Here is an 18,998-nt window from a genome sequence, read left to right on the forward strand (position 1 = left end):
GATGTCGACCGTCCGCACCGGCCGGCTACCACCGTTGCGCTTCCGTCAACTCTGGCAAGCAACGGTTTGCCTCAGCGCACGGGGCCGGGGTGAACGTGAGGCCGGCAGCGCCGGGGATGCGGCCATAAGGCACGATAACGGGGCCTTGTCGCGCGTCAGCAAGCAGAGGCGGTGCATGCAGACTCGGTCGCCGAACGCCAGGCGCACGCCGCGACATCAGCTGAGACTAGACGCCGCTGGCCGGCACCTGGCGGAACTGCGAACCCAATTCTCGGCGGAACTCGAGTGCGCGAGAGAACAGGTGGCCATCGTGCAGGAACACGCCGAGGCCAGCGAACGTTATGCGCTGCGCGAACTGGACCAGGAAAGCACCTTGCTTCGCCCCGCTTGGATGACCCGAACTCGCCGAGTCGCATGGGGGGGGCCATAGGTCCGCATTCTCACACCGCGCAACTGATCGCATAAAAACCGCGTTCTTTATTACTTTTGGGCTTATGTATCATTTCCGGCCTTATCCCGGCATGACCTCTTGTAGTGCTAAACAAACGGGATAATGGACTTGCTGTATCCATGCAGGATACCTGACGAGAAGAAGCCGCCGCACTCAGTTTTTCTTGTGCACAGCGCACATTCCGGCGCGTACTCGTTCTTCCAGTCAGAGATGGACTTAACGTAGCAGGGCTCCACATCCGGGTTCACGAGGCAGAGCGGATGATTGTAAACAGACGTCTTGAGTCCGTAATCCGTCAAAATCTTAACGGCCTTGCTGAGCTCTGCCTTGTATTCAATCGGGTCAATCCAAAGCGCATCCAGGTTCGCGCGTGTAAAGCCCGTCATTTCCAGGGCCATCAACGCGACATGGTCGACGAACAGCAGGTTACGCGCGATGAACTCGGCTAGCCCGGGCAGCCCCTGGCAGGTCTGCTTGTGAAGCACTACCCGAATCTCGACCTTCTGATTCAGACGCTTGAGGTTGAGGATGCCTCGGATAGTCTCATCGAACGCTCCCTTGGCCTGAACCACATAGTCATGCCGCGCCGGGTCATCGGAATAGACAGGAATGCCAACCATCATGTCCGGATGCTGAACCGCCGCATATTTCTCAGCAAAACCCGCATCGGAAAACGTTCGGCCGTTCGAAAGAATATGCAACGAGGTATTTGGCAACCAGTTCTTGATGTGGCGAAGTAGCCCAATGAATCCATCGCCAAACAATGTCGGCTCGCCTCCGGTGATACCCAACGAGCGCGTCTCCCGCGGCATGAGTCGAATGGAGTCCATCGCTTCTTGCAACAGCCAACTGTCGTCTACCCGCTTCGGCGGCTGGGAGCACATGAGGCAGTAATTATTGCACTGCTCCGTCAGCAAGAGGCTATTGTGGTTCGAATTGGCGCGGAACAGCGACCGGACACGGCCATCACAGGTGAGGCTGATGACGTCTCCCTCATCCAGGTAGCTGAACTCGTCACCTAACAGAGTGCAAGTTACCCCTTCCTCGAGGCCTTCCGGCCGGGCGTTAAAAGCCAGATAGTGCCGGAAGCCCAAGGGTATCGTCCCCTCGGACTTGGCCAGGAAGGCCTTCCGTTCTCGCAGTGGCAGGGGCAGTTCCCGATTTGTGCAAAGGCTGAGCAGCTGGCGCGGCGATACCTGTTCCTCCAGCCTGATGACCCGTCCTGAGAGAGTTAGCATCGATTCACCCACCGCATAAAGATTTCCTTCGCTTCTTCGTCGTTGCGCATGACGTCCAACAGGTACTTAGTCACACCCATCATGCGCTTGCAGAACTCCGATTCGGGCTTCCGGCCGAGGACATCACCGTACATCCCGTGATGGAACACCGGGTCCGCTCCGCACCACGGCTCAAAAGCACAGTCGCTGCACATGGGCGCGGAGGCCGTGAAGGAGTCCTCCAGCGCGTTCAGCAGTGCGTCCGCCGTGAAGATTTGTTCGTAAGTGTTTTGGTGAACGTTGCCAAGTCGGAACGTCGTGTCCCCCATCTCCCGGAGCATCCGGCTCTCATCCGACGCATACACGTCACCATCGTAGTTGAAAACCACCGCGGCAATGCCGGCACCGGCAGGGTTCATCAAATCGACAAATCCAGGGTCGCCGGAGGTCAGCATCTTGGTCAAGATGAGACAGGAGTAGTACTCGGTAAAGTGGACCCCAGCCTTATTGAGTTCCAGGATGTAGGCCATGCCTTCCTTGTAGAACTGCAGCCAGCGTTCGGCGTTGTAGGCTTGGAAGCTTTTGGACTTCAGCGCGAAACCGTATGGGGAAAGATGTCGCAGAAAAATGCCGTCGAAGCCGTGTTTGACGTACTCATCAATGATGTTCTTGACACGGTCAAGGCTGGCCGGAGAGGTGGTCATCAACGCCGAAACGGAGTCATAGCCCACAATGTCCCGAGCGCGCTTGAGGCCCGATACGAATCGCGCGTGGCTGTCCCGGCCAGGGCGAGGACGGTTCTTGTTGTGCAAGTCCTCTGGACCGTCGAGGGAAGAGGATAGGTAGATTTTGTGGTCCCGGCAGAACTCCAGGATTTCATCGGTGGCGAGTGCCAGGGTCGTCGTGATGACGAACTGAAGGTCGCGGCCTTCGGCCTGGCCACGCTGCTCTGCTGTTTCTACGACGTATCGAATCAGCTCAAAATTGAGGAGCGGCTCACCCCCTTGAAATTCAATCTTGATGGCGGGGTTCGGCGACCGGAAGACAAGGTCCAGTGCCTTGTCTGCTGTCTCCCATGTCATGTCAAAGGCTGCTTTATTCTCAGACTGGCGAGACACTTGACAGTACTGGCAGCTATGGTCACATCGCAGGGATACTACGAACAGATGCAGGTTCGTAAAATTGGACAGCTTGCTGAACTTGGTCCTGGTCTTAAGCGCCAGAAGCTCAAGACTGGCCCTGTCCCCCTCTTCTCGCAAAAAATGCCGGGAGCGTAAGGTAATGTAATCAGGGTCTGTCGGCGCTAGGCGGTGCGCAATCAAGTCTTCTAGGGAAAGACTGATTTAATCAGCGCGGCAGTCATCGTTGACTGGCGTGCAAGCGTTGTCATGTGCATGCCCACGATATGAGTCGGAGATGAAGCGACAGATCAGTTTTGCGGAAGCCGAGAGCCACGGCAAGAAGCGGGTGACGCGACGCGAGCGCTTCCTGACGGAGATGGAGAGTTTGGTGCCGTGGTCGCGCCTGATTGAGGCGGTCGAGCCGTACTACCCCAAGGGAAAACGTGGACGGCCGCCGATCGGTCTGGAGCGGATGCTGCGCATCTACTTCCTCCAGCAGTGGTACGGGCTGTCGGACGAGGCGCTGGAAGACGCGCTGTACGACAGCATGGCGATGCGGGCATTTGCCGGGATCGACTTGGCGGTCGAAGCGGTGCCAGACGCGACCACGCTGCTGAAGTTTCGCCGCCTGCTCGTCGAGCATGAACTGACGCGAAAGCTGTTTGACGAGATCGGCATCATGCTGTGCGAGCGGGGGCTGATGATGAAGGAAGGCACGATTGTGGATGCCACCATCATCGAGGCGCCACCATCGACCAAGAACAAGGAGAAGAGCCGCGACCCGGAGATGCACCAGACCAAGAAGGGTAATGAATGGCACTTTGGCATGAAGGCGCATCTCGGCGTGGATGCGACTTCGGGGCTGGTGCACAGCGTGGTGGGCACGGCGGCCAACGAGTCGGATGTGTCGCAGGCGCATGCCTTGCTGCATGGCTACGAAGAGCACGCGTTTGGCGACGCGGGCTACACGGGCGTGGACAAGCGCAAGGAGATGCAAGGCAAGTCCGTGAAGTGGCACGTGGCCGTCAAGCGCGGCAAGATTAAGGCAATGCGTGACGGTGCGGTCAAGGACTTGCTGATCGCTGTCGAGCGGGCCAAGGCCCAGATTCGGGCGCGGGTCGAGCATCCGTTCCACGTCATCAAGAATCTGTTTGGTCATCGCAAGGTTCGCTACAAGGGCCTGGTCAAGAACACGGCACAGTTGTTCAGCCTGTTTGGTCTGGCGAATCTGGTGCTCGGCAGGAAGCTGTTGTTGGCCTCACAGGGGAGCAATCCGTCCTGAGCGCGCAAAGCGCGCCAGAAATGGTGCCAAACGAGAGAAAAATGGCTTGAATCGGCCCATCTCTCCCGCGTTGCGAAAACCGAAATCCTTGGCTTGTGCAACATCAAGCGCAAACCTCATTGATCAGCGATTCCCTAGCTTCTGGCGGGACAAGAACGTGAATTCGCCAACAGCGTTGGTGAGTATCACCTCTTCGTCACCGAGCGTCTCGAACCGTAGCGGCAGTAGCTCATACTTGCCGGCGTCACCCACATACCTTTCGAGCGGTTGGAACTTGCTCATTCTTGAAGCCCTGTGCGTGCAAAAGCGTAGGCGAGTATCAGATTGCGAGCGGGTTCCGTTTCTTCTTTGATTTGCAATCGCAGTTGCTGGTCAAGCAACTCCCGCTTGAAGTTTGCCAATATTTCTTCCAACGGCGTCTTGATGCCCAACACGAGCTCAATCTCACAGACCAGCTTACCTTCGTTCTGGGAAATCAAGATGGTCAATCGGTCGATAAAACGATAAGCCGCTTTTTGTACGGCCTCCAGTCGGTAAACAGCCGGGTCCAACTCTAAGCGTGTTGACATAATGCCCTCAAAAACCGGCCCCCAAAAGGGAGCCGGCCGTACTATCGTGGGATTATTGAGATTTACAAAAAACATGACAACGGATTCAGGGCTGGCGCGTTTCATCTCTAACGGGTTGATTGGAGATACGCGCCGTGTCGAAGAAGCCGTTAGACGATGCAACGAAGAAGCGCTTGCGAGCTGGTCGGATGCTGTTGGCTGGCAAGCGACCAGCCGAGGTGGCATTGGCCGTGGGGGTAGCCCGACAAACGGTGTACACGTGGAAAGCTCTGCTCGATGAAGGCGGAATTGATGCGCTACGGGCTGTGCCAGGTCGAGGCCGCCCAGCCAAGCTCGAGCCGGAGCAATTGGCCGAATTGCGCGGGGCGTTGCTGCAAAGCCCGACTGCGCATGGCTTTGGGACCGAGCTATGGACACTCAAGCGCGTCGGCTCGCTCATCAAGCGGACGTATGGCGTCGAGTTCAGCCAAACGCAGATCTGGCGCATTCTTGGGGCGTTGGGTTTCAGCGCGCAAAAGCCAGATCGTCGCGCGATCGAGCGAGACGAAGACGCGGTGCGCCACTGGAAGCGCCACACTTGGCCTGCGCTTAAAAAAAAGCCCAGCGCGAAGGCCGATTGATTGTCTTTATCGACGAGACTGGCATCAGCGAGCGGCCCACGCGTGTGCGCACCTGGGCGCCGAAGGGGCAAACACCCATCATCCAGTTTCATTTCAACTGGAACCATGTGTCGGCGATCGCCGGCCTGAGTCGCACCAACTACCTGTTTCGGCTGTACGAAGGCAGCGTCAAGAAAGAACAGGTGGTCGAGTTTCTTAAGGCGCTCAAAGCGCATCTGAAGCAGCCGTTGCTGATCATCTGGGATGGGGCCAGGCCCCATCGCGCCGCAATGGTCCGCGAATATCTGGATTCTCTCGAGGGACATATTCATATGACCTTCCTGCCACCGTACTGCCCTGAGCTCAACCCAGTTGAGTACCTGTGGGCATGGCTCAAGCGTCACGCGATTGCGAACTTCTGCCCCGACAACCTCAACGAGTTGCATACCGTCGCCCGCAACAAGCTCAAAAGCGCTCAACACCGGCCTTCGATCATCGCCGCGTGCTGGGTTCAGGCAACGTTGTGGTGATGTCATGATTTACGGAAAGATCAATAATAACGGCTCGAGTAGTGCGAAGAATGCGAACGATGGGAAGCGTGCGACTCATGCCATGCCATGAGCTTACCGCTTACCGTGGCACGTTTCAGAACGAAATTGAAAGCATCGCCTTTAGCGTCCTGAACGGAGAGTTTTTCCGTTGGTTTAGCGCCGGTAGGCTTAACGACATCCGACGGCAACGTTGGCGCAACGGTAGGCGCCTGTATGGCCGACGCGTTCTGCGTAGCAAAACCGGCGGCAACAACGGCGAAAGCTTTGAGGAACCCCTTCATATCGACCTCCCTTGTTGGATCTTCAAGCCTAGACCAGTCGTCATGTCAAGGCAATTGACACTTTCTAACAAGTTACTCTTTCCAATCGCCCGCTCCCTCGCACGGTGGCCTATTCAACGGGCGCACGAGCGCGGTCCCTCGCGTATATGAGAGGTGAAGCGGGGGCAGGTAATCCCAAGCCCCCCTTAGTGAGGGGATATGGCAAACGTGTCAGGTCCCGGGGCTCGAATTCTGACGGCGCGCGCCCGGAAGCGTCATCACCTGATTGTGGTATTCCGACCCGTGCCGATGGCTCACCGCGCTCCGTCCGGTCAGCACTCGTCGGTTTGCATAAATTTGTTCCAGCTGTTCGCCCGCCGGCAAGCCGATTGAAGGGCGACGGTAACAGTTTTGCTTCAGGAGGCACCGCAAAAAATTGTTCCTCCGGCCAACACTTTAAGCAATTTTGTGCCTTCGCCCAGCGCATCGGTCAGTCGTCGACCTGGATCTTGCCGACGGGGCAAGGCGACCCGATGGAGGGGATTCGGCTGTGCAAAGCGATGACGGTCGCTGCCAGGTGCGCCGCGCTAGCTAGCCGAATCACGCCGGGGTGCCGCGCCTGCCGCCGGCGCGCGCTCTCCAGCGCGTCAGCAGGTGTGCCCGTGGGGGTTGGGAACAAAATTCTGCAAAAACCAGGAACAAATTTCTGCAAACCAACGCCAACGACACCGTATCCTCCGAGCAAGTCGACTTATTTGACATAACGTCAGTACTGAGAAAAATTGCTGGTTACGGGGAGGTTATGTTGAATGGGGGAGGGCCGGAACGTCTGTCGGCGCCGCCGGCACCTCAGTCGGCCGTCGACGCGCAGGGCGCTCTAGACGGCAGCAAAGTCGAAATGGGCGGCGGCATACATGAGGAGTGGCCGGGATTCGAAAAAAATCCGCCACATCTTCGCTAAGCCGCTGATTTGAATACGAAATCGATCGATGGGTCGAGTGGCGGCACGCGCCGCTGCAGGTCGAGCAGGTAATCGCCGAACCGGTTGATGTGCTCGCGCCGGTAAGGCGACAACGCCTTGAGGACGTCGGCATTCACCGGATGCCCGCGCTCCTGCAATTCCTTGAGCTTGCGCGACATCCACTGAACGTTGTGGAGGATGACCATGTTGGCAACCAGCTGGTTGTACTTGATCACCTTGCGCTGCTCGTGCCGCAGATTTTCGGCGATGACGCCGTCGCCGCCAAACATCAACCACTGCGCGAAGTCATTGAATTGCTCGCTCTTGTTGGTCGCGGCATGAATCGTGCGCCGGAGCTCCGGGTCGCTCAGGTATTTCAGCAAGAACAGCGTGCGGATAACGCGACCCAGTTCCCGGAACGCGAAGTAAAGCTTATTCTTCGTGCTCTCCGAACCCAGTCGACGTAGGATGGTCGGCCGGCCGTATGCGTTCCGCTAATCGGGCCCGGAGCTACAGAGCAATGGAACTGCTCGGCTAGAGCATTGCACATTTGGCGCGGATGGGCGCGGCGCCTCGCGCTCCCTAGCCAATTGCGGCCTGGGCCAGTCGAGGCCTGAGCGCGTTGACCAAGGCATTTGCAGTCGCCAGAAACCAGTCCAACTGCGCATCCTCGCCGATTCCGGCGACACGTCCATCAGTGAGCTCGACGAGAAGACGGCCCACAACGTTCCCGTCCTGCTCGGCCGTGTGGCGCACCTCGAATCGCAGCGAATGCCCAACTTCCGATTCCAAGGCGGCTTGGTCCTCAATGAGCCGCTGCAGCGCATCGCGACCTTCCGCGCCAACGAACTTGAGCATGAGCCCCAGGTTCCCATTCGCTTCCCGATAGGCCACCAGCGGCGCGACCGGCCCGGGCAACTCCATGCGCACCCAGTTGTTGCCGCCATGACGCGGCGGCATTTGGTCCGGATGGTCGAAGTGGGCGTCGGCGATAAACCGGTTCCAGAAGGCGCGATTTGCCGCCCGATTGCTGGTTGATTCCGACTCGACGTGCTCTCCGTCGTGTTCACGGCTGGCCATCCTCGCCGGCACGTCGCCCCGCTCGATGGAAGCAGGCACGCCCTCGCTGGACACGAGCACTCTGTGTTGTACTACCTCGGTTTTAAAGGGGACCGCCGGCACCAGCAACGTACGCCCGCTCAGGTCGCGATACACCCTCAATTCGAGCAGCGCCAGATGGGAAAGCAGGCCACTCTGGTCCGCCACCAGCCGCCGCAGCGATTGCAGGTCGCTGCGAATGCCATCCCCTGCGATGGCTAGCAGGAATTCGCCCCGACGCAAGGATGCAGACACCGCGTCGACAAAGGCGGCTTCCTGCAAGTCCGGGTGACGCGCCTTGGCCAGTGCGAACATCGGGTTGACCCCGCTCAAGCCTCGGCCGTGCTTGAGCCTGGCCTCAAGGTCGGAGTAGCTCCACTCCGACAGCAGCGAAGCGTACTCGAATAGCTGGGCGATGACTTCCCGGCGCGCCTCCGGATTACGCCAGAGCTTGCATTCGATGAGCACCAGCCGACCCGTGGCCGACACACCGAGCAGGTCGAGATAAACCGTCGATGTGCCATAGCGCAGCGGTAGTTCCCGGCACAGGGGAACAAAACTCTCGCCGTGCCCGAACATCTCGGGCATCGGCAGCAACTGAGGGTGGCGAAACAGCGTTTCCTGCAACCAGCGTTCGCTATGCCCCTCGCCACTGGCGAGGGCGACGCGCTCAAAGGAAGTCGGGTAAGGCTCAGTGGCGTCGTCAAGGAGGAAGGCAGTCATGCGGATGAGTTGCAGAAGACCTACAGATAAGAGCGGCGCGGCCGCAACGATCCGGCTAGGTCGCCCGCGCCGTACTGCATGGTGTTCGGCACTTTCAGGCGATTTGCATGCGGGATGAAAGCCAATGGCCCTGCCGGTCGACGCCTATGTGCCGCAACGGGTGCAGGCTATCACAGACTCACCGATGCATGAGCAGAGCCTCGGCGATGCGCAACGCTCAGAATGGATGGCCAGTGGCACGGCCTTCCACCGCCGGGCCTTGGAGTTTGGGCGCCATCGCGCCTAAAGAACCCATATCAGGGGCGACACGTGTCGCCATCCGCTGGATGTTAAACACCAACCAGGGTTGGAAGCCACGGGGCGAGGGTCGGCACTCCCACCAGCATGCGGCCCTGGTCGCTCGCGGCCCATCGCCAAAGGTAAACCCTTGGGAAATGATCAATGAGGCCGGCGGGCAACGATGCAGGTAATCCCGACCTCGGTTTTCATAATGTGAGAGAGGAAGGCCGATTCAGCAAGGTATCTTCCATGTTTCGCGCCTTTCCTGGTGCACTTTGCGCTCTCAGGACGGATTGCTCCCCAGGGAGGCGAACAACTGCTGCCGGTGTCGGAGCTGAAGCCGGATTCGAGCCGATCAGCCTCTTCTTAACTCATGGCTTCCGGCCAGGAATCTCCGGGCCAGGAATCTATAGGTAAGTAAGTGAAATGGTGAAGTGTTCCATGGACCAGGGACCGAGCTGTTGGGGTGTTAGCACAGACAGTAGTTCAGCCTCCGACCACCTCCCACGCGGCTTGTCAACGACGGTATTAGCCGGGCACCGAAGATCGGCTATTCGAGCCATCTGCCTTAGCACACAGGCTGAACCTCTATGGTCGCGGCCGGCGGGCCCCACCAATCGTGGAAACCCCGCCAGGTGCTTTGGCCTGTTATTGAGAGGTCGGCGGCACGCTCCCCAACTGGACCGGCGCGGCCTGCGTGGCCTGCACCGCTTGAGGGGATTTTGCAGCTTGTTCCGGCTGTGCGGCTTGCAAAGGCTGAATTTTAGGGTTGAGTTGCACGAGCTTACTCATTAGCTGATCGCCCCGGATTAACATGATTTCAACACGTTGACCAGCGTGGGCCTCAATGATCTTCGGAAGGGTCTGCGCATCCGGCACTTCCTGTCCAGCGACTGCCCTAATAATGTCGTCCTTCAGGATGTCAGCCTCGAACGCAGGACTCCGATTCACAATTGCCGTGAGGCGAACACCCTTGTTCGACTGGAGTCTTGCTCGCTCTTCTGCGGTCAGATCGCGTCCATACGCCCCGAAGACATAGTTAGGTCGCGGCGCCCAGAAGGTGGCAAATTGTGAATATCGCCGCATGGAAGTCGGTACGTAACTGGTCGACGAGCCGACGGCCGTGGATGTAATAGTGCCTACTCCGGGGGCCCGGGTGGCGGCGTATCCAAACGTCGGCGTGGATACCGCTTTGACGCCACGTTCTGTTTCCTCATACTTGTAGTAGACGAGGACCCTCGTGGCGCCCACCTTGCGCGCCTGATCGAGCACGAGGTCCCTGGGGAATTCTCCCCCACTGAATGAGGAATACCCGAGCAGCGCATAGCCGTTGCCAACCATGGCTTGGTTGTCACTATCCATGTTTGTGCCCGGCGTTACCTGAGGCGGTTCGCTGAACACCCTTATCCCAGTCGCTCGCGCTCGTTCTGGCCCGCCCGACTTGTCGACGTAGTATTTGTCAAAGGGGTTCTGTGGGGGGACGAAGGCGCAGCCCGCTACCAGTCCGGTTACCGCGAGCGCAATCAGATATCGCTTCATTGCTCACTCCCTGCTGTTTCCGATGCGTTGGTGTATCGCCCGCCGTGGCTCCAGCGAGCCATAAAAGCGTAATCGACACCCCCGATCAAATCACGACGAAAGAAGAATGAGGGACGCCCGGGCCCACGCTCGAAGGCGTAGTGCAATAACACAAATGAGTTAGTGCGTTTGCCGGGGGGTATCCCATATCTCGAAGCCCAAAGAAGACCGCCAACCAGAAGGTTGGCGGTCAAGGGTCCTGATGGTCGGTCGACATGGATCGAGAATGGCCTCGCATGCTCTGGTTCAAGCGGTGCGTCGCCTGGGAACCAATGACGGGCGTAAGGATGTCGCCGCACACCATCAATACGATGGGTGCTCAGATTGCCTCCATCGCTAACCTGAAAAGCCCGCATGGAGGCCAGCATGAGGCGGGACAACGGCGACGGCGTTCATCCGGCCGGCACGGAAACTCGCGATAACCGTTGTTATCGCGAGTTTCGGTCCCGCCCCACGCCGGGTCGCCGTGCGCACGCCTGAGCGTAGCCGGATCCCATGGCGAGCATGGCTGGACGGCCAGGCAGGGGCCCGGCGCCCGCCGTGCTCAGGCCGCCAGCTCCAGGCTGCCCGCAGCCGCCTGCTCGACCAGCGCTATGGCGAAGCGGATCTGGCAGGCTTGTCGATCCGTCAATCAAGCACGCCGGCACTCGGCGCAACCGCAACGCGTACCAAACATTAGGGGGGTGGATATGACTAGACGCAATCCTTATCATCGTGCGCGTCACACAGCTGACCAGATGGGGAGAGGCTATGCGGATGCGCTTGGCGAAGTCATGTGGGTTACTGGTTGGCTTGATACTGGGAGCAAACGCCTTCGCGTCGACGCACGTCTTCGTTCCGGTGCGACCCGACGGAGTAAAGCGTGATGCAACAGCTGCGCTAGATTGGCTCCGCACTGGCAGTGACGACGATGGCTATGTGCGGGTCGTGGCAAGCATCGATTTGGACGCGCCCTGCCTACCCGTCGGGTACTCAGGCTGGGCCTCGACGATTGGCCAAGAGAAAATCCAGCTTGCAGTATCTATGAAGTTGTCTGGGCTTTCCTCGCCGCTCGCTGATAAGGAGGTCCCCATCGCTCTGGTGGACGGTAGGGATAATCCGGGCGGCTGTATTGAGTTGAACGCACCTCCTATTACTATCGTTCCCACGGCCCGCCTCAAACGGCTTGACCCCGCTGCGACCAATTCCATCTCGGTTGAGGTAAAGGCTCGAACTACGTCCGATGCTGAGTTGAACCTCGTTTCGTCCGCCCAAGCGGGACTTACTCTCGCCTCTTTATTTGCGAGTCCCGTGGCTGCCGCCAGCATTGCTGGAGCCTCCAAACTCCTCGCCGAGCCAGCTATTGGTAAGGCGGAAAGGTATATGAAGGAAAAGATGCAAGGTAAGGTTCCGGCGCAAGCGTCCCACACCTTCACCATTCGAGAGACCGGGCAACCGGTCACCGAAGTCGTCTTTCCCGTTCACTTGGGCGAGTACGGCTGGAGCACGAATAAGGGGAGTAGTGAGGCGGATGCTATTCCGCTCATTCAAAAGGAAAAGCGCCAATCGAAGGAGGACCCGGTCTTCCGAGTGAAATTGTCTTTCTTTTACACTCGCTCCCTGTTTCCATTAACCTACAAGACAGACGGAACGCCAATCGGCGCCGACATACAAGATTCCGAGATTTTGGCTTATCCATCTGAAGACGGGGTTCCGAGCGTTTTTCAGTGGTTAAGTGGGAATAATCCAAAAGAGCCGAGCCTGCTTCCCCTTTTTGCATCGGCAGCAAACGCACAAGATTTTAGGACTCATTGCGCCAAGGCTTTGGAGATCCTAGACAAGAAGGGCTTGAGCCTTCTCGACAGAAGTCTGGCCTTGCGAAGCTTTATCAATGTGGCAAGGGGCGGTACTGCGTGGTACGGAACTCCTCTCGCCACCGCCTGTGCACAAGGGGTCAATGCGAGCGTCAATAATACTTGGCTGGCCATATTTGGACCTGGTTCTGCGCCAATTCCGCCGACGGGTGGGGACACGATGCGGCGGCCGGTTCCCGGTCAAGATGGGCTGTATGACCAGTGGCTGCGGAAGAGCATTGAGCCGTTGAAGAATATGCGGACTGGCTTTAGGGCAAATGAGAATCAAGAAGCATATTTCCTAAAGGCGACCAAGAACGGTGACCTTACGGTCATCGCCCCCAAGGCAGCGGGAGCGTGGCCAGATCAACCGGCACAACCGGGGGCGAGACCTTGGGTGTCTCGGCTTGCCGCTAAGGCTCTCAAAGCAGTTGGCTGTTTCAGCTATCCATATTCGGACACCGCCTTCGACGCCCAGACAAAGGCCGGATCTTTCCTGATGCTTGACGATGCCGGTGTCATTTGGGTGGCCCTTCCCGAGTTTTCGCGATCCGCGAATAGCGGGTTTGGAGAACTTCAGATCTTCCAACTGAATAGCGATTGGAAGCAGTGGTATGACAGCCTTGTTCAATACGATCTGCTTGGAGCTACTGGCGACTGTAGAACCATCGTTCAAGCGCTCTCCGCGGCTCCTTTGGCTCCCTAATAAAATTAGCGGGCGGCCTCGCTACAGTACGAACGCGCTGCTGAAAAGCTCGACGCGGAAGTCTGGGCGAGCATTTGAATGCACCGGCGCTCGCGTTGTGAGGAGCTGTGGCCGTATTAGTGCGGCAAAAATCGAGCGGCGAGAATCGAGTGATCCATCCATTTGTATGCCATTTTTTCCGTCAACCCGGTTGATAGTCCGGTATTGATGCCGTGCAACGGCCCGCTCCGGGTCGCCTTCAGCCGGCAGCGTCTCCTCAACGCGATTGCAAGGCGTAGCTAGTCGCTAGAAAGGTTATTGGGTGCATGATAGGGGCCGATTCGGAACGGGCACGGCTCCGCTTTTATTGCCAATTGTCCGCCACTACGCCACCGTCTTTTGGATAAGAGATTTAGTTGTCCCACAAACCGTCGGATAACTTTTCTCGGAGGATCGATCATGGTTATTGATGCTGAGAAGATGCGGTTCGAACGTTATAGAGAGCTTCAGTCTGTGGAACGTTACCTAGCCTCTAGGAAGGGGAAAATGAACCGCCGAACAATGAACTACATGTTGGGCAGATGGAAAAAGTGCGTTTGCGTACTTTCCATCGCCAGCGCAGCAGCGGCATCCTTGAATGTTTTCGCGGTCGAGAGCGCTACCAAGCCATGGCTGAAAGACGACGCCATCATCATCATGGACCCTTACGAGGGCAATGATCCAGCAATCATCTGGAAAAAGGCAACGAGCGATCCACGGCTCAGGGCAGTCATTCATCGCGCTTCGATCGGGATGAAGGTCGACGATGCGTTCATTAGGACCGCGGAGATCGCATTAACGCATGGACTTAAACTGGGCGCTTACCACCTTGGGCTGCGTGGAGATCCGATTGCACAGGCAAACCTCTTTCTCGGCCAGGTGAGGAAGACAAGCGCCACATTCCTCGCCCTCGATATAGAGGGGATCGACGGCAACAACATGCCGCTGGTCGATGCCGAGCGTTTCATCCGATACATCCACGAAAAAACCGGCCGCTACCCTGCTCTGTATGGGACATTGTCGGTCGCAAACGCGATATCAGCAAATTACTCCGGCGATTCCGTGTTTGCGAAAACGCCATTGTGGCTCGCAAGTCCGCGCACAACACTGCCTGCGATTCCAACAAACATCTGGGAACGCGTCACATTGTGGCAATTCTCAAGTGAACTCAACTGCCCGGAGACAGTCCGGGCACTGGGCAAGGATTCTCTATGTGAACCCTATCGACCATACGCGGTACCCGGGACGCGCTACGACCTCGATCTCAATGTTCTGCTGGGTGACGAGTCGTTGCTTGAGAAACTATTCCCCGCTCGCCCCAGCGAATAGCGAAAACGTGATCTACATCTAGGGGGGATCGGTAAGTACTGGATTTAAAAAGTCTTCTCGACAATCAGCGCCAGATTTCGCACCAAAAGTACGACCACCTCAACAGGGGCATCGCTCGACGCCTCGGCTTAACGGAAAACACGGTCAAGGGACAAGTGTCGGCCATTCTTCACCGTCTTGGCGCTCGGACTCATATGAAGGTCATATCGCATATGAAGAATTTTTGCGTGCGCCTATGACCTGATCCCGTCCGGTGAGTAGCGCAAGAAAAAGCCCCCTCGATCAGTCGATCGAGGGGGGCGCTCGCTGTGATGCCTCAGATACGGCGCACGCGTCGCGCACTCGCCCCCAGGACCACTGGCTGGCCGAAGGAAAGGTTGGATGTCCGGGCAGGTGAGCCACCGCCGAATCTTGCCTGCATCTCGCTATTGCCAGTGATTAATCCAATGCTTGGCTAGGAGGTCGAGAAATCGCTTGGGGGGCAGCAACGATCGAAGTTCGTCTAGCCTGTCTTCGCCGTATTCCTCAACCGTATCGGTAAGCGCGGCCTTGAATCTAGAACTGCGCACGTCGAAAGGGGGAGGCGGGTAGTGTTTCTCCTTGTGGACTTGAACGACCTGAAGGGGATAGTCTTCCGAATAGGCTTTGTCATCCGCATCGATCTGAACGACGAAATCGGAGTAGAGCCAGTGAGGCTGCAATTTTTTTTCACCCAATCGGAAACAAAGAATCCAATCCCCTTGCTTGTATTGCCTGCCTCGAAAACTCAGGCAATCGTGCGCGGAGCGGACTCCGAATCTGCTCTTTGCTTCAGAATCGGCTTTTGCGGACGCGGCGCACCATTCGGTCCACCATCCCAGTTTCCATGGCTTCGGAGCGATGGATGATCGCCATTCGCTGAACTCAACTAATTCACCGTTGCCATTCGTGGAGTGCACCCCTCCCTTTGCGGCGGCAGCGTCTGCCTCCCGCTGCAGTTTGAGAAGTTCGGTCTTTTTCACCGGCTTGGGCGCGATACCCCTAATGAGCTGCTCGATGTCAACCTGCCCAGGCTCAAGGAGTACGCCGGCTTCCTTCAGGCCGCCTCTGGAGAGAGCGGACCCGGATGCATTTGCGGAGCTAATGACGCAACCGTTGACACTGGACCAATAGACCTTCATGTGCAAACCGGGTGAGTGGGACAACTCTGCTCCGCGCTTCATCAGGCGTTCCAGTGCTAGCGCGCTGGTTGATCCCGGTTTTAGGCAGCAGATGATTTCTAGCCCTTTGGGATGTGGCAGGAATGCATCTGCTGCATCGCCAACATAGGCAACGATTGCCACTCTTCGGTCCTGCATCTTATCGCTTTTGGCCAAGACCTTTTTGATCGCGGTGTGGACGGCGCTTGAATCGTAGAGAATTTTCACGTAATTTTTGTCCAGAACGTAAATATCTGATATTCGGCAAATGGGCCTTCGCGGCCATTCGCATTCCCATGGGCGAATGATAAGACCAGAGATGGATTAAACGACCGTCCAAGGCCGAAGGCTGCATCAGCAGCCGCTTCGAGGAAGCAGGCTGAGACGAAGCGTCGGTTTGCATAAATTTGTTCCCGCTTGTCGCCCGCCAGCAAGCCGATTCCAGGGTGATGGTAACAATTTTTCTTCAAAAAACGCTGCAAAAAATTGTTCCTCCGGCCGGCACTCGTCGGGTTGCGTAATATTGTTCCTGCTGGTCGCCCGACAGCCGGCCGTTTCCGAGGCACCGGGAACAATTTTATGCCAAGGAATTTTGCAGAATATTGTTCCTCCAGTCGACATTTTGAGTAATTTTGTTCCTTTTCCCAACGGATCGGTCAGTCGCTGCCTGGCCCGCTGCGGCTTGCGAAGCCGCGGACGCGCACCGTCAGGGGCGCCGTGTGCGCCCCCGCGCGAGCACGGTGCCAAGCCGGCGGCACGCCGGTGAGGCGGGAAGGGCGGCCGCCACGGGTCGGGCCTCCTTCCCGCGGCGCTCCTGGGTCTGGCCCATGGGGCCAGGAACAAATTTCTGCAAATTTCGGGAGCAGTTTTATGCAAACCGACGGACGCCGGCCTCATATCCTCCGAGCAAATCGGCTCATTTGACATAACGCCCGTACCCCGAAATTTTGCTGCTGGTTGCTGGGAAGTTATGTTGAACTGCGGAGGGTGGACGGCCGTCGGCGCCGCCAGTGCCCCAGTCGGTAGTCGACGCGCCCGCGCTCGAGCGCGAAACGGCAACAAGGTCGAAATGCGCGGCGGCATAGATGGCATTGCGCGCGCAGACTTCTTCGCCGTCTTTATAGAAAATGACCCAATTGCCGTCGCTGACGCAGTGAACCCCAGGGAAGACTTCGTCATGGCCGTTCGGACTGTCCAGCGGAAAGGGCGCGTTCGGGGTGGCCCAGTACTGGCCGCGCGGCGCGATAGTGTTTGTCATTCTGCTGTGGGAGCGAGGAGCGAGCCAAAGCCGTGAGTATGAGGAAGCACGCAAAGTCTAGACATTATGCCGGGGTATGTCTGACGGGACGGTCTGTGGCATCGCCAACCTAGTCGCCAGCGAGAGGTCACCATCGGCGGGGCCGTGCGGTGCGGCAGGTCATGGATCTTGGCATTTCACGATCCGTGGTTAGCGCCATCCCGGATAGCATGAGCCACGCTGAAATGAGATGTACAAATCTTTCAGCGCGAGCTTTCTTGAATCAGGCCGGCGCCTAACATACGCTGACCTGCACCAGCGCCGCGAAGTGGGCTCAGACAACGCAGCCGCAGCGCGCAACGGCGTCAGGTGGGGCTGGCAGTAGCTGAAGTACGGGCCGGCACGCATCGGGTCATGGTCGGGATGGTGATGGTGCCGGGACGGAATTGCCGACACCGCGCCTCCCTTTGACGAAGGAAAAAACAGGAACGCGGACATTCTGTGCGAATGACCGCTGGGGGCATTGCTGCGCGGTTCTGTTCACGCAAATTGGCCGGGACGCGCTGCCTTTTTCGATGACGAGGGCGGGGGCCAACTGCTGCAACACACCAGGCAGGTCAGGCCATTCATGGCGCGCATGGCGCGCCGTTCAGCGACTGGCGGGGAGTATCCGTGACGGCTTTGCCGCCGACGGCAGGCATCGCTTTGCCCGCGGCCGCGCAAACGAGGGGTCTCAAATGAACCTGAGCGGATGGGATACGGTTTTCGTGGGGGACATGGCGGTCATCAATGCCGCGATGTCGGCAAGTTCGGCGCAACTGCTGCAGGAGTTCTCCTTTGCCCAGGACGGATTCTCGGCGAGCGGAACCTTCGGCACCTGGCAAGTCGTGCCTGGCGGTTCGGGCGAACTGCTACTTCTGCAGATCGCGCTGGAATCGGGCAGCATGACGATGTCCGCCGGCACGACGCCCATCGATCTCAGCGGTATGTCCGTGCAATTGCTGGTCTCGCTGCAGCTCCTTCCGACCGGTGCGGGTAGCGGCGTACTCTCGCTGCAGTTCGACTTCACGGCGGTGGGGCCAGCGACCACGTCCGGCGCTGGCGTGGTGACGCCGCACGCCGTGCTTGACAACGGCAAGCTGACGCTCGTGCAAGAAGCCGCGCTTGGCAACGCCATCGCCAATGCGCTGGTCAGGAACGCCGGGCGCATCTCATTCATGTTTGCCTCGATCAATCCTGCGCGCGCAGCGGCGGTGCCATGGATACAGCCCATTGCCAGCCGTTATTGCTACCTGGCGCCCGCGGGCATGCCGCCAGCGCTGGCAATCCTGAGCGTGAACGCCGGACATAGCGCTGAGGGCCTGCCGCTGACGGTCGATCCCGCCGTGCTGCAAGGCGATGGCAACGCGGGGCTGGCCATTTCGCCGGCGCTGTTTCTCCAGAATGTCGTGGGGCCGGCACTGCTGCAAAGCCTGGGCTGCAGCGGCACGCTCGTTGTCAACAGCGCTGGCGTGCTGCAGAACACAGCTGCTTTGCCCTTGCGCGAGGTAGACCGTGCCGGCGAGTCGTACCATCCGCAGATCGATTCGCTGAGCGTGACGGTGGTCGACGCTCAAATCCAGATCGCAATCAAGGGTTCGTGCGACATGCATATGGGCGTCAGTATGACGTTCAGCGCCACCTCAGGGCTGGCTGTTGCGCTCAGCGTCGACGAAACATCGCTGCAGTTTTCCACCGTGGGAACGCCCACCTTCCACAAGGACGTCAGCATTCCCTGGTACGACCATCTGTTCGACATATTCGGCGGCGTTGCCGAGATCATCCTGCAGGTCTGCGTTGCAGCCATCTCCAGCGAGTTGGGTGAGGGCATCTGGGGGCAGACCACGTCCAGCGCGCTGGTCGGCGGCGCCCCTTCGCTGGTTGGCTGGGCCAATGGCGGTGGCTTCTCGGCCAGCGAGGCAACACTGGCCTCCGGGTTTTACATGCGCGGTGCGCTTTGAAGCGGTCTG

The 18,998-nt window shown here is 58.4% G+C and carries 15 protein-coding genes and 2 pseudogenes; 6 read left to right on the top strand and 11 right to left on the bottom strand.

The window, feature by feature from the left end; genetic code table 11:
- Positions 1–537: 537 nt before the first annotated feature.
- Both hxsC and hxsB read right to left on the bottom strand, forming a co-directional pair.
- On the bottom strand, positions 538–1,689 hold the full coding sequence (gene hxsC, locus ACZ5MJ_RS34220) for a His-Xaa-Ser system radical SAM maturase HxsC (RefSeq protein ID WP_464227513.1): 1,152 nt from the start codon (positions 1,687–1,689) through the stop codon (positions 538–540).
- Entirely contained in the window at positions 1,683–3,011 is a 1,329-nt protein-coding gene (gene hxsB / locus ACZ5MJ_RS34225; RefSeq protein WP_464227514.1) for a His-Xaa-Ser system radical SAM maturase HxsB, read from the bottom strand. The genes hxsC and hxsB overlap by 7 nt, the downstream gene beginning before the upstream one ends.
- 73 nt (positions 3,012–3,084) lie before the next feature.
- Here hxsB and ACZ5MJ_RS34230 point away from each other — a divergent pair, with 73 nt between their 5' ends.
- Positions 3,085–4,071, top strand: a complete 987-nt coding sequence (locus ACZ5MJ_RS34230; RefSeq protein WP_464222743.1) for an IS5 family transposase — start codon at positions 3,085–3,087, stop codon at positions 4,069–4,071.
- 123 nt (positions 4,072–4,194) lie between these two features.
- Here ACZ5MJ_RS34230 and ACZ5MJ_RS34235 read toward each other — a convergent pair whose 3' ends face one another.
- Positions 4,195–4,353, bottom strand: coding sequence for a hypothetical protein (locus ACZ5MJ_RS34235; protein ID WP_464227274.1), 159 nt, complete (start codon positions 4,351–4,353; stop codon positions 4,195–4,197).
- On the bottom strand, positions 4,350–4,745 hold the full coding sequence (gene hxsD / locus ACZ5MJ_RS34240) for a His-Xaa-Ser system protein HxsD (RefSeq protein ID WP_464227276.1): 396 nt from the start codon (positions 4,743–4,745) through the stop codon (positions 4,350–4,352). Before hxsD ends, ACZ5MJ_RS34235 begins: the two co-directional genes overlap by 4 nt.
- A 29-nt stretch (positions 4,746–4,774) precedes the next feature.
- Here hxsD and ACZ5MJ_RS34245 point away from each other — a divergent pair.
- Positions 4,775–5,769 (top strand): IS630 family transposase gene (locus tag ACZ5MJ_RS34245; RefSeq protein WP_464225665.1). Its coding sequence is split into 2 segments (ribosomal slippage): positions 4,775–5,240 and positions 5,240–5,769, totalling 996 coding nucleotides; the frame shifts between segments, so codons are not numbered across the junction.
- Between the two features lie 20 nt (positions 5,770–5,789).
- Here ACZ5MJ_RS34245 and hxsA2 read toward each other — a convergent pair.
- The 4 genes and pseudogenes from hxsA2 to ACZ5MJ_RS34265 all read right to left on the bottom strand — a co-directional run bounded on the left by hxsA2 (position 5,790) and on the right by ACZ5MJ_RS34265 (position 10,650).
- Positions 5,790–6,071 carry a His-Xaa-Ser repeat protein HxsA2 gene (gene hxsA2, locus ACZ5MJ_RS34250; RefSeq protein ID WP_464227277.1) on the bottom strand — a complete coding sequence of 94 codons (282 nt, stop codon included), beginning with the start codon at positions 6,069–6,071 and terminating at the stop codon, positions 5,790–5,792.
- A gap of 936 nt (positions 6,072–7,007) precedes the next feature.
- Positions 7,008–7,484, bottom strand: a pseudogene (locus ACZ5MJ_RS34255) (Tn3 family transposase); the annotation flags it as partial.
- Positions 7,485–7,593: 109 nt separating this feature from the next.
- A complete protein-coding gene (locus tag ACZ5MJ_RS34260; RefSeq protein WP_464227278.1) occupies positions 7,594–8,832 on the bottom strand; it encodes a hypothetical protein in 1,239 nt (412 codons plus the stop codon).
- A gap of 927 nt (positions 8,833–9,759) precedes the next feature.
- Complete coding sequence (locus tag ACZ5MJ_RS34265; protein WP_464227279.1) at positions 9,760–10,650, bottom strand: hypothetical protein; 891 nt, start codon at positions 10,648–10,650, stop codon at positions 9,760–9,762.
- 1,329 nt (positions 10,651–11,979) lie between these two features.
- On the opposite strand from ACZ5MJ_RS34265, the gene ACZ5MJ_RS34270 reads away from it, so the two are divergent.
- The 3 genes and pseudogenes from ACZ5MJ_RS34270 to ACZ5MJ_RS34280 form a co-directional block, all read left to right on the top strand.
- Complete coding sequence (locus ACZ5MJ_RS34270) at positions 11,980–13,227, top strand: hypothetical protein (RefSeq protein ID WP_464227280.1); 1,248 nt, start codon at positions 11,980–11,982, stop codon at positions 13,225–13,227.
- Between the two features lie 438 nt (positions 13,228–13,665).
- Complete coding sequence (locus ACZ5MJ_RS34275) at positions 13,666–14,574, top strand: glycoside hydrolase family 25 protein (protein WP_464227281.1); 909 nt, start codon at positions 13,666–13,668, stop codon at positions 14,572–14,574.
- Between the two features lie 101 nt (positions 14,575–14,675).
- Positions 14,676–14,813, top strand: a pseudogene (locus tag ACZ5MJ_RS34280) (response regulator); the annotation flags it as partial.
- 186 nt (positions 14,814–14,999) lie between these two features.
- Here the strand turns inward: ACZ5MJ_RS34280 and ACZ5MJ_RS34285 are convergent.
- From ACZ5MJ_RS34285 to ACZ5MJ_RS34295, 3 genes are all read right to left on the bottom strand, one after another.
- On the bottom strand, positions 15,000–15,980 hold the full coding sequence (locus ACZ5MJ_RS34285) for a phospholipase D-like domain-containing protein (RefSeq protein WP_464227282.1): 981 nt from the start codon (positions 15,978–15,980) through the stop codon (positions 15,000–15,002).
- The gene (locus ACZ5MJ_RS34290) at positions 15,977–16,234 is read right to left on the bottom strand and encodes a hypothetical protein (RefSeq protein WP_464227283.1); all 258 of its coding nucleotides are present in this window, start codon (positions 16,232–16,234) and stop codon (positions 15,977–15,979) included. The genes ACZ5MJ_RS34285 and ACZ5MJ_RS34290 overlap by 4 nt, the downstream gene beginning before the upstream one ends.
- Positions 16,235–16,668: 434 nt before the next feature.
- Positions 16,669–17,010: a hypothetical protein gene (locus ACZ5MJ_RS34295; RefSeq protein WP_464227284.1), complete on the bottom strand. Its 342-nt coding sequence runs from the start codon at positions 17,008–17,010 to the stop codon at positions 16,669–16,671.
- A 425-nt stretch (positions 17,011–17,435) separates the two neighbouring features.
- On the opposite strand from ACZ5MJ_RS34295, the gene ACZ5MJ_RS34300 reads away from it, so the two are divergent.
- Positions 17,436–18,989 carry a TULIP family P47-like protein gene (locus tag ACZ5MJ_RS34300; protein WP_464227285.1) on the top strand — a complete coding sequence of 518 codons (1,554 nt, stop codon included), beginning with the start codon at positions 17,436–17,438 and terminating at the stop codon, positions 18,987–18,989.
- Positions 18,990–18,998: the final 9 nt, after the last annotated feature.

The organism is Cupriavidus sp. LA-1 (assembly GCF_055385985.1).

Bases quoted from the DNA above. Each gene is read 5' to 3' on its own strand.
- ACZ5MJ_RS34235 (WP_464227274.1), bottom strand. From the start codon at position 4,353: ATGAGCAAGTTCCAACCGCTCGAAAGGTATGTGGGTGACGCCGGCAAG.
- ACZ5MJ_RS34230 (WP_464222743.1), top strand. From the start codon at position 3,085: ATGAAGCGACAGATCAGTTTTGCGGAAGCCGAGAGCCACGGCAAGAAG.
- ACZ5MJ_RS34265 (WP_464227279.1), bottom strand. From the start codon at position 10,650: ATGAAGCGATATCTGATTGCGCTCGCGGTAACCGGACTGGTAGCGGGC.
- ACZ5MJ_RS34295 (WP_464227284.1), bottom strand. From the start codon at position 17,010: ATGACAAACACTATCGCGCCGCGCGGCCAGTACTGGGCCACCCCGAAC.
- ACZ5MJ_RS34275 (WP_464227281.1), top strand. From the start codon at position 13,666: ATGGTTATTGATGCTGAGAAGATGCGGTTCGAACGTTATAGAGAGCTT.
- hxsD (WP_464227276.1), bottom strand. From the start codon at position 4,745: ATGAAACGCGCCAGCCCTGAATCCGTTGTCATGTTTTTTGTAAATCTC.
- hxsA2 (WP_464227277.1), bottom strand. From the start codon at position 6,071: ATGAAGGGGTTCCTCAAAGCTTTCGCCGTTGTTGCCGCCGGTTTTGCT.
- ACZ5MJ_RS34260 (WP_464227278.1), bottom strand. From the start codon at position 8,832: ATGACTGCCTTCCTCCTTGACGACGCCACTGAGCCTTACCCGACTTCC.
- hxsC (WP_464227513.1), bottom strand. From the start codon at position 1,689: ATGCTAACTCTCTCAGGACGGGTCATCAGGCTGGAGGAACAGGTATCG.